Source organism: Kribbella speibonae (assembly GCF_004331375.1).
Lineage (GTDB): Bacteria > Actinomycetota > Actinomycetes > Propionibacteriales > Kribbellaceae > Kribbella > Kribbella sindirgiensis.
In genome coordinates this window covers 1,608,611-1,621,405 of the sequence record NZ_SJKC01000001.1, presented here as the reverse complement: position 1 = coordinate 1,621,405, position 12,795 = coordinate 1,608,611, and the positions used below count along the sequence as shown (strand labels likewise).

The following is a 12,795-nucleotide window of genomic DNA, read 5'->3' as shown; positions in this document are numbered from 1 at the left end:
CCCACCGACAGTTTCACTTGACCACAGTCACCGTCACCGTCGTCCCAAGGCCCAGCATCATCCCGGGAGCAGGCGAGACGCCGAGGACCTGACCAGGGCGGTAATTGGGGTTCTTCGTGTACCGGAACGTCGCCTTCAGCCCGAGGTCCTTCAGCACACCGGCGTACTCCGTCCCCGTGAGTATCTGCGGAAACGACTGGTAGCTCGGTACGCCGGCCAGGTCCGGCGTGACCACGACCTGGGACAGCAGCCGGTCGACCTCGGCAGCGCTTGTGGAGGACTCCGCCCGGAACCAGAAGTCGTGGAAACGCACCTCACCCGTGCAGATCCGGACCTTGTTGCTCCCGGTGCTGCAGGTCGTCTGCCGGCGCACCGCCGGCACCCCGCCGATCACGATGTTCTCGTCGGTCCACAGCTTCGGCTCAGGCCCGCCGCGGCCCAGCTTCACGCTCTCGACGCCGACCGGGCGATACATCATGCAGTACTGCCCTGCGCTCGGGTCGTCGATGAGGACCGTGTCCACCATTGGCGTGCCACAGCGGCTCTTGTTGGTGGGCCAGTCCACAGGAACAGCGATGGCTGCATGGTCGAGGCCGACCAGGCGGGTTGCAGGTGCGATCGGTGTTGGGGTCGGGGTCGGTGACGTCACGGGGGCGGTCTGGTCGTGTGAGGTCAGCAGGGTGGTCCCAGCGATCACCGCCGCGACAGCTACTACGGCAGTGGCTGTGAGTCCCGCCGCACGGCGGCGGCGTCGGCGGGTCGCTCCGGCGTGGAGAGCGTCCAGCGGGGGCGGTCCTACGGGGGTCTGGTCGGCGGTGCGTGCCAGGAGGTCTGTCAGGTCGGTCATCGGGGTTCTCGCAGTTCTGCCAGGTGTGGGTCCTGCGCCAGGGCCTTCACCGCTCGGGACAGTCGGCTCTTGACGGTGCCGGCGGCGACGCCCAGTACGGACGCCATCTGCTGCTCGCTCAGGTGCGCGTAGTACCGCAGTACGACGGCTGTGCGCTGGTCGCCCGGCAGGCGGTCGAGTGCGCGCATCACGGCGTCCGTGTCGTCGACACCTGCCGTCTGGTCGGCGCCCGGGGACTCCGGGAGGGACGCGGACGGTAACTCGCCGTGCCAGCGACGTCTGCGGGAGGAGCGGAAACAGTTGACCAGTACGCGGTGCACGTACGCGTCACGGTCCTCCGCGACCCGTACCCGGTTCCACTTGACCAGGCAGCGCTCCAACGCGGACTGGACGAGGTCCTCAGCCTCGGACGGCGTACAGCCGAGCAGAACCGCAGACCGCACCAGCGTCGGCCAGCGTGCGGTGACGTACTCAGTGAACTCGTCCATACCCCTCCTCACCCGTACAGACAGGGTGACGGGTACCAGAGGTTCCGCCTATTTGATGACCGTCAGCGTGACCGTTTCGCCCGGGTTCAGCAGCGTGCCTGGACGCGGAGAGACGCTGACCACGCGGCCCGGCTTGTACACAGTCGACGTCCTGGTGCGGAACTCCGCTCTCAGCCCCAGCTCCTGCACCAGCTTCGCGTACGACGTACCGTCCTGGCTCTCGTCCAACGACCACGAGCTCGGTACGCCGACGCGGTCCGGCAGGATCTCGATTCGGGAGAGGATCCGATCCACCTGGTCGGCGCTCGTGGACGATGAGGCGCGGAACCAGACGTTCAACGACGGGAAGCCCACTGCGCCCCAGCACACGTCGTCACTCGCACAGCTCGTCGTACGGCGCTCCGCCTGCACTCCGTTCACTGTGAACGTCTCGTCCACCCGGAAGCCGCTCGGCGGGGCGGTGACGAGCTCCACGCTGTCAACGTCCGGCGGGCGCGGCAGGTCGCAGTACGACGCCGCGGACGGGTCGTCGATCAGGACGGTGTCCCGGCGCGGCGTACCGCATCGGCTGGCGTTCGTGCCCCAGGCCTTCGGCACTGTGATCGCCGCATGCCCGTAGCCGACCATCCGCACCGCCTCCGGCTCCGGGGGCGGCTCTGGGGTCGTGATCAGGGTCCCCGAGCCGCTGGAGCTCAGCAGGTTGGTGACACCGATGACGGCCACCACGGTGGTCGCTGCGGCGACAGACGCCAGCACGCCGCGGCCACGGCCACGGGTGGTACCGGTGCGCGGGGGCTCCACCCCTTAAGTCTCTGTGCTGGCGGAGCGTCTTGTCACGAAAGTCGTCAGGGGTGGATCAGGGGTCGGTCGGTACCGATCCGGATGTGGCGCAGGGGCCGGAAACGGGAGAGTAGAGCCATGACGAACTCCAACGCACCGTTCCAGAACCTGTCCGGCAAGGTCCTCCGCCGGTCCGCGAACCAGAAGATGCTGTCCGGCGTTTCCGGCGGTATCGCCGAGTACCTGAACGTCGACGTGACCCTGGTCCGCCTCGGCTGGGTCGGCCTCACCCTGATCACCGGCGGCGCCGCGATGATCGGCTACGCGGTCGCCTGGATCGTGATCCCCGAGTCCGACGGCAAGGCGGTCTGGCAGAACGTGCAGCAGTCGGTCAACCAGAACCAGAACCAGGACACGACCGAACAGGACATCGCCTCCCGCCTCTACGACGACACCAACAACAAGCCCCCGGCGGCGTGAGCACGACTGCGCCCACAGGAGGCGCAGAGCCCCAGGCGGGGTGACGGGTACTCGCCACCCCGCCGCCGCACTGCCACACTGCCGTGGTGCAGCGCACTGACGAGATCTCCAACTGCCCCAAGTGCGGGCACCAGATCAGGGTTGACCGGCGCTACGTCACCTGGTGTGACAGATGCGATTGGAACGTCGACCCGACCCCCAACGAGGACCGGACACCACCCTGGCGGCTTCGGCTCGAGCAGCGGCTCGCCGAAGCGCTCTACCGTGAGCTGGAGACCGGGCACGTCCACCGCCCCGGCTGGGACGCCGCCAGGATCAGTGCGCACGTCCTGTCCGCTCTGATCCTCCTGCTACCGCTGCTGGCCCTCTTGGTCGGCATCGCCTTGCTTGTCTTCTACCGGCCGCTCTGGCTCAGCGCATTGCTCGCACTGGTCGCCTTCGCGGTGGTGTTCCTGCTACGTCCACGCGCCGCGCATCCGCCGGAGGACGTGCACCCGGTGCCACGCGACCAGGCCCCCACCCTGTACGCCGTGCTCGACGAACTCGCCGACACCATCGGCACCCGGAGAGTGGCAGCCGTCGTCGTCAACACAGACGCGAACCTCTGGTACCAGCAGGCCGGCTGGCGCTTCCGCCCGGTCGTCTGCATCGGGCTACCACTCTGGGCAGGCCTGCGGCCACAGGAGCGGATCGCCATCCTGGCGCACGAGCTCGGCCACGGCCGGCACGGCGACGCCAGGAGTAACTGGCTGGTCAACGCTGCCTGGTCCGTTCTGGATGAGCTGAACGCCACGTTCAGCGAGCAGTACGGCGACCGGGTCCGGCGAGAACTCGGGTACGACGACCCCACCGGTGCCACGATGGTCAGCCGGATGCTCAACGCCACCATCGGCACTCTGGTGCGCGGGGTCGCCTGGCTGCTCGAGCGGCTCCAACTACGCGGCGACCAGCGAGCGGAGTACCTCGCGGATCGTCAGGCGGGCGAGATCGCGGGTTCCGAGGCGACCGCCCAGGCGCTCGAACGGCTGGGTTTGGCCGACGCGTCGTACCGTGCCATGGAGCGCGCCCTTCGCTTCCCGACCGAGATCGACCCGCTGGAGGCGGTCCGGCGAGAGGTGAGCGAGGTCCCGGCCCGGGAGATTGAGCGCCAGCTACGGGTCAGCCGCCTCCGGGAGGCCCGTACCGACGCGACGCATCCCCCGACGTACCTCCGCACGAAGCTGATCCGCACCCGCCCCGCCACCACGGCTCGTCTGGTTCTGGGGATCGACCGCAGCCGCGTCATCGACCAAGAGCTCCAGCCGGCGGCCGCTAAGGCACTGGCCGAGCTACGCGCCTCCCTCTAGACGTTCAGGGCGGGTTTGCGGAGTGCGGCGACTGCCTGGTCGGGGTGGTCGGTGAAGATGGCTTGGAGGCCCAGGGTGGCGAAGCGGGTCAGTTCGGTGGGGAAGTCGGTGGCGGTCGGGAGGAAGCGGCGTTCGGCGCGGAAGGTCCAGACCTGGACGGCCAGGCCGGCGCGGTGGGCGTGGTCGACCAGGCGGGTGGGTTCGCCGAGGCAACCGTCCGAGGTGCGCGGCAGGACCAGGTCCTTGGCCGGCGCCAGCACCTGCGCGTACGTCGCGATCTCCCGGAGACCACGTGGCTCGATCAGCTCGGCGTACGTGCGTCCGTCACCGGTGCGCAGGAAATCGTTCGGTGCGCTCTCGGAGTCGATCAGCTGCACCAGCGGGACCCGTGTCATCACCGACAGCCTTCGCAGGCTCGTCGGCTCGAACGACTGGATCATGATCTCGTCCGGACGCAGCCCAAGCGCCAGGATCCGCTCGGTGAGCAGCTCCTCGAGCGGCAGGCCGAGCCGCCGGAAGTACGTCGGGTGCTTGATCTCCGGCAGCACCCCGATCGGCCGTCCCAGCCGCACCGACTCCCGGCGCGCCAGCGCGACCACCTCGTCGAAGGTGGGGATCTCCTCCAGTCCGTCGTACGCCGTGTTGTTCGCCCGGAGCGCGGGCATCCGCTCCCGGGCCCGCAGCGTCCGGAGTTCCGCGTACGTGAAGTCCTCGACGAACCAGCCGGTGACCGCGGTCCCGTCGACGATCTTGGTGATCTTCCGGTCCGCGAACACCGGGTGCTCCGCGACGTCCGTCGTACCGGAGATCTCGTTCTCGTGCCGGCAGACCAGGACGCCGTCAAGGGTGGCGACCAGGTCGGGTTCCAGATAGTCGGCGCCCTGCAGCGCCGCCAGCCGGTAGGCCGCCGGCGTGTGTTCCGGGCGGTAGCCACTCGCTCCCCGATGCGCGATCACCAACATGGATCCAGGACAGGGGCCGGACATGACCCGGTGGGAACCCGTTGCCCAACGCAAGGTGAAGGTCTACCGACCGTCACCGTCACCGCGTGTGCTTGGCCCCTGGCAGCAGATTGGCGGCCAATAGATACTGTGCGACGCAGTACGTCGCTATCACCAGGTAGTCGCGTGCCGCGAAGTCATGTCCGGCCAAACCGGCGCCGATGAGCCCGTCCGAGATCAGGAACAGCGCACCGCCCAGTCCGGCCTGCCAGCCGTTCCACCCGCTGGTGACAGCCGTCGCGGTGACCAGCAGCGAGTACACCGCCACCGGGATCCGGCTGTCCCCCAGACCGGGCCACAGCAGGACCAGTGCGCTGGCCCAGACCACGCCGTACGCCGCCAGGACGACCAGCGACCGTCGACGCGCTCGGCGTGCGAACAGCACCACGTAGCAGACATGTGCCACGCCGAACGCCAGCATGCCCGGCAGCAGCTGGTCGACCTGCAGCAGGAAGTCACCGGCGAGTGAGGCGCCCAGTGCGACCAGCAACGTGACAGGGCCGCCGTTCAGCCGCGCCCAGACGGCCAGCGTCGGCATCAGCAGCACCTTGGTGATCGCCTGGGACCAGGTCTCGCCGATCCCGATCGTGACCAGATGCGCCACCGTGAGCACGCCGTACGCGAGCAGCCGGCCCCGTCCCCTCGTCATGCCCTAGATGGTGCCGGTCGGAGGGTCCACAGGTGCGAGTAATTCGCATGCGGCTGTCGGAGGCGGCACCTAGCCTGAGAAGGCTATGAGACAACTGCCGCTCGCCGATCCCGGCGTCCCGAATCATCGCTCGCCGGCCCGCTACCTGTGGTGGGTCGCGGGCGGTCAAGCACGCACGCTCGCGGGCGGGATGGCGTTCGGCATCCTGTGGATGGCGGCGCAGGCGTTCATCCCGGCGATCCTCGGGCGGGCGATCGACGAGGGCATCGCGGCGCGCGACGGCGAGCGGCTGCTGCACTGGACGGCGCTGCTGTTCGCGGTCGGCGTGGTGCAGGCGACGGCGGGCATCATGCGGCACCGGTTCGCGGTCACCAACTGGCTGACCGCGGCGTACCGGACGGTCCAGGTGGTCACCCGGAAGTCGGCCGACCTCGGGGCCACCCTGCCCAAGCAGCTGGCCACCGGCGAGGTGGTCAGCATCGGTGCGGGCGACCTGTCCTACATCGGGAACCTGATGGAGATCTCGGCCCGGTTCGCGGGCGCGATCGTCGCGTTCGTGGTGGTCGCGTCGATCCTGCTGTCGTCCTCGACCGTGCTCGGTCTGGTGGTGCTGATCGGCGTACCGATCATGCTGTTCTGCCTCGGTCCGATGCTGCGGCCGCTGCACAAACGGCAGTCCGCGCAGCGCGAGGCGGTCGGCGAGCTGAACTCGCTGGGCTCGGACATCGTGGCCGGCCTGCGGGTGCTGCGCGGGATCGGTGGCGAGGAGTCGTTCTCCCGGCGCTACCGGAGCGAGTCACAGCAGGTGCGGAAGGCCGGCGTACGGGTGGCCGGCATCCAGTCGGTGCTGGACGCGGCGCAGGTGCTGCTGCCTGGCGTCTTCGTCGTACTGGTGGTCGGTCTGGGTGCGCACTTCGCTCTGCGCGGTGACCTCAGTGCCGGCTCGCTGGTCGCGTTCTACGGGTATGCGACGTTCCTGGTGCTGCCCCTGCGCACGGCGACCGAGTTCGCGAACCAGCTGATGCGCGGACTGGTCGCGGCGGGCCGGGTCATCCGGGTGCTGAAGCTGGAGACCGAGATCACCGACCCGGAGACACCGGTGCGGCTGCCGGACCACGGCGACCTGGTCGATCCGGTCTCGGGCGTCCGCGCCCGCGACGGACTGCTCACCGCGGTCGTCTCAGCGGAGCCGGACACCTACGACAAGCTCGCAGACCGCCTAGGTCGGTACGACGAGGCCAGCGAGGTCAGGTACGGCGGTGTGACGCTGGCCAGCGCCACACGGGCAGACGTTCGCGAGCGGATCCTGGTGAGCGACACAGGCTCCCAGCTGTTCACCGGTGTGCTGCGCACGGAGCTGGACCCAGCAGGTCGCTGTACGGACGACGAGCTGATGGCAGCGCTACGTACGGCGTCTGCGGACGACGTACTCGTCGCGCTGCCGGACGGGCTCGACTCCGAGGTGGAGGAGAAGGGCCGCTCGTTCTCGGGTGGACAGCGTCAGCGGCTGGTCCTCGTCCGCGCCTTGCTCGCCGACCCGTCGGTGCTGGTCCTGGTCGAGCCGACCTCGGCCGTGGACGCGCACACCGAGGCGCGGATCGCGGACCGGCTGCGCGACCACCGGTCCGGCCGCAGCACCGTCGTACTGACCGCGAGCCCGCTGCTGCTGGACCGCGTCGACGAGGTGATCTTCGTCGCCGCCGGCCGAGTCATTGCCACCGGCAAGCACCGCGAGCTGCTCGAGAGCACCCCGCTGTACCGCAGGACCGTGACCCGCCAGACCGAAGAAGAGGAGGCCCTCCGATGAGGCAGATCCTGCCCGTGGCCGGGCCGACCGAGATCCGGCGGCACGCGCGACGGCTGGCCCGGCGGCACCCGCGCGCGCTGTTGATCGCGCTCGGGCTGCACGCGCTGGCGGCAGTCAGCGGGCTCGCGGCGCCGCGGCTGATCGGCGACCTGGTCGAGGACGTGCAGCACGGCACGACCGCCGCCAAGGTCAACGTGGTGATCATCGTGATCGCCGGCTTCATCGTCGCGCAGTCGCTGCTGACCCGTTGGGCGCGGTACCGGTCGTTCGCGCTCGGCGAGCAGGTGCTGGCCGAGCTGCGTGAGGAGTTCGTCGACAACGCGCTCGCCCTCCCGATCGGCACGGTCGAGCGGGCCGGTACCGGTGACCTGCTGTCGCGGACGTCGCGCGACGTCGACACGCTGTCCCGGACGGTGCGGTTCGCCGTACCGGAGACGATCATCGCGTTCGTGACCGTGATCTTCACCGTGGTCGCGACGGCGCTGGTGGGGGTTTGGGTTTTGGTGCCGCTGGCCGCGATGGTCCCGCTGCTGTGGCTCAGCACGAAGTGGTACCTGCGGCGCGCGAAGGACGGGTACCTGCGCGAGAACGCGGCGTACGCGCAGATGACCAGCTCGCTCGCGGAGACGGTCGAAGGCGCGCGGACGGTCGAGGCCCTGCGGCGGTACGACGATCGCGTGCGGCGCGGTGATGCCGACATCCGCGGGAGCTATCTGGCTGAGCGGTACACACTGTTCCTACGGACCGTGTACTTCCCGGCCGCTGAGCTCGGGTACCTCGTGCCGGTCGTCGGCACGCTGCTGTTCGGCGGCTGGATGCACCTCAACGGGCACGCCTCGCTCGGTGCCGTGACGGCCGCCGTGCTGTACGTGAACCAGCTGATCGACCCGGTTGACCGGTTGCTGTCCTGGCTGGACGAGCTCCAGTCCGGCGGCGCCGCGTTCGCGCGCCTGCTCGGTATCAGCGACGTACCGGACGACCGGACGCCGTCAGGGCGGGAGCCTTCCGGTGAGCTCGTCGAGGCCCGTGACGTGCGGTTCTCGTACGTCGAGGGTCGCGACGTACTGCACGGCGTCGACCTGACGATCCAGCCGGGCGAGCGGATCGCGATGGTCGGGCCGTCCGGTGCGGGCAAGTCGACGCTGGGGCGGTTGGTCGCGGGTATCCACCCGCCGCGGACCGGTTCGGTGACGGTCGGCGGTGTGGGCATGACGGAGCTGCCGCTGGACGAGCTGCGCAAGCAGGTTGCTCTGGTCACGCAGGAGCACCACGTCTTCGTCGGAACGCTGCGGGACAACCTCTCGATGGCACGTCCTTCCGCAACGGATGCGGAACTGCTCGACGCACTCGGTGCAGTGGACGCGCGCGAGTGGGCCGTGGCGCTACCGGACGGGCTCGACACTCGGGTCGGGTCCGGACAGCTTGCGTTGACGCCGGCCCAGGCCCAGCAACTGGCGCTGGCGCGGCTGGTGCTGGCCGACCCACACACGCTGGTCCTCGACGAGGCGACCTCGCTGATCGACCCGCGGGCCGCGCGGCACATGGAGCGCTCACTGGCCGCCGTACTGGAAGGCCGAACAGTCATAGCCATCGCCCACCGCCTCTACACCGCCCATGACGCCGACCGAGTAGCAGTAGTAGAAGACGGCCGCATCACAGAGCTAGGCAGCCACGACGACCTGGTAACCCGCCAAGGCTCCTACGCCGCCCTCTGGAACTCCTGGCACGGCTAACCCCGCAAGGTCACCTCTGACCTTGCGGGGGTCCGCCCCTTCTAGCGTTTGCGCAGTAGCAGGACTGCCGAATCGACATGCGGCGGTGGGGTGAAAGCCTTGCGGGGAAGGCGAAGGCCGATGGACGGGTCGTAGTGGCGGAACCATCGATTGGCCCCGGGCGCGTCACCGCGAACCCACCGATTCGCCACCTGCCGCTGCAGCACCAGATCCGCCGACACCAGGCGTGAACCCGGCGACAGCAAACGCTTCAGCAACAGAGTGGAGATGTTGTACGGCGGACTGGACACCACCCGGAACGGCCGCGACGGCAGTCGCAGATCACCGGCATCGGCGCGGACGACCGTCACCGGCGCGTCCGCGAACCGCCGGCGCAACCGATCGGCACGACCTGGATGGAGTTCGACGGCGACCACCCGGGCGCCGGCCCGGACCAGCGGCGCGGTCAGCGCGCCGAGTCCGGCCCCGACGTCGAGGACGAGCTCGCCGGGCGCGATCCCGGCCGCGTCCACAACCCGTTGGGCCCAACGGCTATCGAGCGGATGCCATCCCCAGGCACCCCTCGCCTGCCCGGAGGCGGGCACGACGGACCATCACGAAGTACGTAATCATGCGCCGACCCTAAACCGCCGCGACACCTTGACTCAAAGCATTTTCGGCGTCGCACCCAGTGCCGTCACGGTCTCCGTCGTACGGCGCTGCGCCAGCTCGAGGCGACTCCGCCGGGCTGTGTCTTTCGCGAGCTCCCTGCGAACATCCAGGACTCGTACCGGCAGGTCGTCGGTCATCAGCAGCGGCGCGTACTCGGCCGCGGTCGTCCAGCGATCGCCGGTGCGGGTGAACGTGAAGCGGGCCAGCAGGCCTTCGGCCTTGGTGCTGTTCGGTTCGCGATGCGCGGCGACCAGGTTGCCGAGCCCGTACGCGACCCATTTGCCGCCGATCTCCTGCATCGGCTGCACGACGTGCGCATGGTGACCGATCACCAGATCGATGTTGCTGTCGGCAAGCAGTTGCGGACCGATCTCTCGCTGCTGGTCGTTGAGCTTGTTCGAGTACTCCGTACCCCAGTGGCAGCTGACCAGCACCAGCTCGGCGCCGCGGTCGCGGGCCTCCTGGGCCTTCAGCTTGATCGTCTTCGCGCTGATCGTGCCGGCCCGCCAGGTCTCGCCGTTCGGGTACGGCAGCCCGTTGAAACCGAACGTGTAACTGAGTGACGCGACCTTCACTCCGCCGACATCGACGATCGTGATCTGCTCGGCCTCGGACCGAGAGCGCGCCGTACCGGCGTGCTTCAGCCCGGCCCTGTCCAGCGTGTCGAGCGTCCGGTCGACGCCGGCCGCGCCGCCGTCGAAGCTGTGGTTGCTCGCGGTCGTGCAGAGGTCGTAGCCGGTCTGCATGAGCGCGGTGGCGATCTGCGGCGGGCCCTGGAAGAGCGGGTAGCCGTGGTACGGCCCGCCCGCACGTGCCAGTGGTGTCTCCAGGTGCGCGATCGCGAGATCCGCCTTCTGGACAAGGGGTTTCACACTGCTCATCAGCGGCGCGAAGTCCCAGTGACCGTTGTCGCCGTCACGTTTCGCGGTGGTCCACAGGCGTTCGTGAAGCAGTACGTCGCCGGTCGCGACGACCGTGATCTTGTCAGCCTGCTTGCTCTGCGTCGGTTTCGCCGTCGGCGCCGGGCTGCCACCTGTCGTGTTCGCGAACGTGTCGGCCAGGCATCCGCTGGTCGCCACCGCCGCGGCTCCGGCGAGCACTCCCCCGAGCACCGCGCGTCGTCGTACCGCCATTCCGTCCCCCAAACCCTCGTTGCCGTTGAAGACGCCGCGCAGGACCGGTTAGTTGGGGGTGTGGTAGAAGTGCCGGTATAACTATCCCGGAGGAATCATGGTCGAGTTGAAGACGCCGACGCAGATCGAGCAGATGCGCGCGGCCGGGCGGGTCGTCGGCACCGCGCTCGCGACGGTGAAGAAGGAAGCCGCGGTCGGCGTCTCCTTGCGCGAACTCGACGAGGTGGCCCGCGACGTACTGCGTTCCGCCGGCGCGGTGTCGTTGTTCGACGGATACCAGCCCGGGTTCGCGACGTCGCCGTTCAGCGGCGTGATCTGTACGTCGGTGAACGACGCCGTACTGCACGGTCTGCCGTCCGACCTGCGGCTCGCCGACGGCGACCTGCTCAACGTGGACTGCGGCGCCTCGATCGACGGGTGGTGCGCGGACTCGGCGATCAGTTTCTGCATCGGTACGCCGCGGACCGAGGACCTGGAACTGATCGCGACGACCGAGGAGGCGCTCGCCGCCGGGATCGCCGCCGCCGTCGAGGGCAACCGGATCGGCGACATCGGCGCCGCCATCGGAGCGGTCGGGGACCGGGCCGGCGTCGGCACCAACCTGGACTTCGGCGGCCACGGCGTCGGCCGCCGCATGCACGAGGAGCCCCACATCCCCAACGGCGGCCGCCCCGGCCGCGGCCTCAGACTCCGCGCCGGCCACGTCGTCGCGATCGAGCCCTGGTTCTGGTCCGGCCCCGGCTCCACCTACAGCATCGACGAAGACGGCTGGACCCTCCGCTCCGCCGACCGAACCCGAGGCGCCCACGCCGAACACACCGTAGCCATAACCCCCGAAGGCCCCCAGATCCTCACCCTCCCTTAAAACAAAGGTTCCTGGGACGGGGCGGAGTGGTGCATGCCGGTGATGGGGGCCGCGCGGTGGGTGGAGGGGCGGGCGAAGCCGTGTTTGGTCAGGAGGGGGCGGAGTTTTTGGTCGAAGGACTTTCGGTAGCTGGGGGATGCGTTGGAGCCGTGGGCATACAGGGACGTGTAGCGGCTGACCAGGTTGGGGTGGTCGTGGGCCAGCCATTGCATGAACCACTCCTTGACGCCGGGGCGTAGGTGGAGGAGGAGCGGGGTGACGCCGGTGGCGCCGGCTGCGGACAGGTCGCTCATCAACTGGTCCAGCTGATCCGTCGAGTCGGTCAACCAAGGGAGGACCGGGGCGACCATGACGCCACACGGAAGTCCCGCCTCGCGGATTGCGCGGATGAGCTCCAGGCGGCCGCGGACGGACGGGACGCCCGGCTCCAGACGGCGGCGGAGGTCTTCATCACCCAGGGCGAGGGAGAGTCCGATGCTTACGGAAACCTCGGCCGAGGCCGCTGACAGCAACCCCAGGTCCCGGCGGAGCAGGGTGCCTTTGGTGAGGATGGACAGCGGCGTGCCGGACCCCGCGAGCGCCTCGATGATGCCGGGCATCAACCGATAGCGCCCCTCAGCACGCTGATACGGGTCTGTATTGGTGCCCAGAGCAACTTGTTCGCGGCGCCACGACGGGCGGGCGACTTCGCGGCGCAGTACGTCGGCCACGTTCGTCTTCACGACGATCTGCTGGTCGAAGTCGCGCCCGGCGTCGAGTTCGAGGTACTGGTGGGTGGGCCGCGCGAAGCAGTACCGGCACGCATGCGAACACCCGCGGTACGGATTGACGGTCCAGTTGAACGGCAACGCCGTACCGGGCACCGAGTTCAGCGCCGACCGCGCCAGCACCTCATGGAACGTGATCCCCTGGAACTCCGGTGTCGTCACCGACCGGACCAGCCCCGCGATCGACCCAAGCCCCGGCAACGTCCCCGGAGCCTCGGCATCAACCCGCTGGCCGGCCCACCTCATGC

The 12,795-nt window shown here is 69.2% G+C and carries 13 protein-coding genes; 5 read left to right on the top strand and 8 right to left on the bottom strand.

Annotation, left to right across the window (positions count from 1 at the left end):
* Positions 1-13: 13 nt before the first annotated feature.
* The 3 genes from E0H92_RS08135 to E0H92_RS08125 are packed head-to-tail and all read right to left on the bottom strand — an operon-like array spanning position 14 to position 2,136.
* On the bottom strand, positions 14-847 hold the full coding sequence (locus E0H92_RS08135; RefSeq protein WP_131495833.1) for a PASTA domain-containing protein: 834 nt from the start codon (positions 845-847) through the stop codon (positions 14-16).
* Positions 844-1,335 (bottom strand): SigE family RNA polymerase sigma factor, encoded by a 492-nt coding sequence (locus E0H92_RS08130; protein ID WP_131495832.1) that lies wholly within the window; start codon positions 1,333-1,335, stop codon positions 844-846. Before E0H92_RS08130 ends, E0H92_RS08135 begins: the two co-directional genes overlap by 4 nt.
* Before the next feature lie 48 nt (positions 1,336-1,383).
* A complete protein-coding gene (locus tag E0H92_RS08125; RefSeq protein WP_131495831.1) occupies positions 1,384-2,136 on the bottom strand; it encodes a PASTA domain-containing protein in 753 nt (250 codons plus the stop codon).
* Positions 2,137-2,253: 117 nt separating this feature from the next.
* Here E0H92_RS08125 and E0H92_RS08120 point away from each other — a divergent pair, with 117 nt between their 5' ends.
* A complete protein-coding gene (locus E0H92_RS08120; RefSeq protein ID WP_131465891.1) occupies positions 2,254-2,595 on the top strand; it encodes a PspC domain-containing protein in 342 nt (113 codons plus the stop codon).
* 86 nt (positions 2,596-2,681) lie between these two features.
* A complete protein-coding gene (locus E0H92_RS08115; protein WP_131495830.1) occupies positions 2,682-3,941 on the top strand; it encodes a M48 family metalloprotease in 1,260 nt (419 codons plus the stop codon).
* Here the strand turns inward: E0H92_RS08115 and E0H92_RS08110 are convergent.
* Both E0H92_RS08110 and E0H92_RS08105 read right to left on the bottom strand, forming a co-directional pair.
* Complete coding sequence (locus E0H92_RS08110) at positions 3,938-4,903, bottom strand: glycerophosphodiester phosphodiesterase (protein WP_131495829.1); 966 nt, start codon at positions 4,901-4,903, stop codon at positions 3,938-3,940. The two genes, E0H92_RS08115 and E0H92_RS08110, sit on opposite strands and share 4 nt — an antisense overlap.
* Positions 4,904-4,982: 79 nt before the next feature.
* Positions 4,983-5,591 (bottom strand): lysoplasmalogenase, encoded by a 609-nt coding sequence (locus E0H92_RS08105; protein ID WP_131495828.1) that lies wholly within the window; start codon positions 5,589-5,591, stop codon positions 4,983-4,985.
* 85 nt (positions 5,592-5,676) lie between these two features.
* Here E0H92_RS08105 and E0H92_RS08100 point away from each other — a divergent pair, with 85 nt between their 5' ends.
* Positions 5,677-7,398, top strand: a complete 1,722-nt coding sequence (locus tag E0H92_RS08100; protein WP_131495827.1) for an ABC transporter ATP-binding protein — start codon at positions 5,677-5,679, stop codon at positions 7,396-7,398.
* Positions 7,395-9,131: an ABC transporter ATP-binding protein gene (locus tag E0H92_RS08095; RefSeq protein ID WP_131495826.1), complete on the top strand. Its 1,737-nt coding sequence runs from the start codon at positions 7,395-7,397 to the stop codon at positions 9,129-9,131. Before E0H92_RS08100 ends, E0H92_RS08095 begins: the two co-directional genes overlap by 4 nt.
* 41 nt (positions 9,132-9,172) lie before the next feature.
* On the opposite strand, the gene E0H92_RS08090 is transcribed toward E0H92_RS08095, so the two are convergent.
* Both E0H92_RS08090 and E0H92_RS08085 read right to left on the bottom strand, forming a co-directional pair.
* On the bottom strand, positions 9,173-9,715 hold the full coding sequence (locus E0H92_RS08090; protein WP_131495825.1) for a 23S rRNA (adenine(2058)-N(6))-methyltransferase Erm(C): 543 nt from the start codon (positions 9,713-9,715) through the stop codon (positions 9,173-9,175).
* Positions 9,716-9,775: 60 nt separating this feature from the next.
* The gene (locus E0H92_RS08085; RefSeq protein WP_131495824.1) at positions 9,776-10,915 is read right to left on the bottom strand and encodes a CapA family protein; all 1,140 of its coding nucleotides are present in this window, start codon (positions 10,913-10,915) and stop codon (positions 9,776-9,778) included.
* Positions 10,916-11,012: 97 nt separating this feature from the next.
* On the opposite strand from E0H92_RS08085, the gene map reads away from it, so the two are divergent.
* Positions 11,013-11,780: a type I methionyl aminopeptidase gene (gene map / locus E0H92_RS08080; protein WP_131495823.1), complete on the top strand. Its 768-nt coding sequence runs from the start codon at positions 11,013-11,015 to the stop codon at positions 11,778-11,780.
* Here map and E0H92_RS08075 read toward each other — a convergent pair.
* Positions 11,777-12,793, bottom strand: a complete 1,017-nt coding sequence (locus E0H92_RS08075) for an Rv2578c family radical SAM protein (protein WP_131495822.1) — start codon at positions 12,791-12,793, stop codon at positions 11,777-11,779. The two genes, map and E0H92_RS08075, sit on opposite strands and share 4 nt — an antisense overlap.
* Between the last annotated feature and the right edge of the window lie 2 nt (positions 12,794-12,795).

What these genes read in the sequence shown, in the direction of transcription:
- E0H92_RS08135 (WP_131495833.1), bottom strand. Translation starts at nt 847, where the DNA reads ATGACCGACCTGACAGACCTCCTGGCACGCACCGCCGACCAGACCCCC.
- E0H92_RS08130 (WP_131495832.1), bottom strand. Translation starts at nt 1,335, where the DNA reads ATGGACGAGTTCACTGAGTACGTCACCGCACGCTGGCCGACGCTGGTG.
- E0H92_RS08120 (WP_131465891.1), top strand. Translation starts at nt 2,254, where the DNA reads ATGACGAACTCCAACGCACCGTTCCAGAACCTGTCCGGCAAGGTCCTC.
- E0H92_RS08110 (WP_131495829.1), bottom strand. Translation starts at nt 4,903, where the DNA reads ATGTTGGTGATCGCGCATCGGGGAGCGAGTGGCTACCGCCCGGAACAC.
- E0H92_RS08105 (WP_131495828.1), bottom strand. Translation starts at nt 5,591, where the DNA reads ATGACGAGGGGACGGGGCCGGCTGCTCGCGTACGGCGTGCTCACGGTG.
- E0H92_RS08100 (WP_131495827.1), top strand. Translation starts at nt 5,677, where the DNA reads ATGAGACAACTGCCGCTCGCCGATCCCGGCGTCCCGAATCATCGCTCG.
- E0H92_RS08095 (WP_131495826.1), top strand. Translation starts at nt 7,395, where the DNA reads ATGAGGCAGATCCTGCCCGTGGCCGGGCCGACCGAGATCCGGCGGCAC.
- E0H92_RS08085 (WP_131495824.1), bottom strand. Translation starts at nt 10,915, where the DNA reads ATGGCGGTACGACGACGCGCGGTGCTCGGGGGAGTGCTCGCCGGAGCC.
- map (WP_131495823.1), top strand. Translation starts at nt 11,013, where the DNA reads ATGGTCGAGTTGAAGACGCCGACGCAGATCGAGCAGATGCGCGCGGCC.
- E0H92_RS08075 (WP_131495822.1), bottom strand. Translation starts at nt 12,793, where the DNA reads ATGAGGTGGGCCGGCCAGCGGGTTGATGCCGAGGCTCCGGGGACGTTG.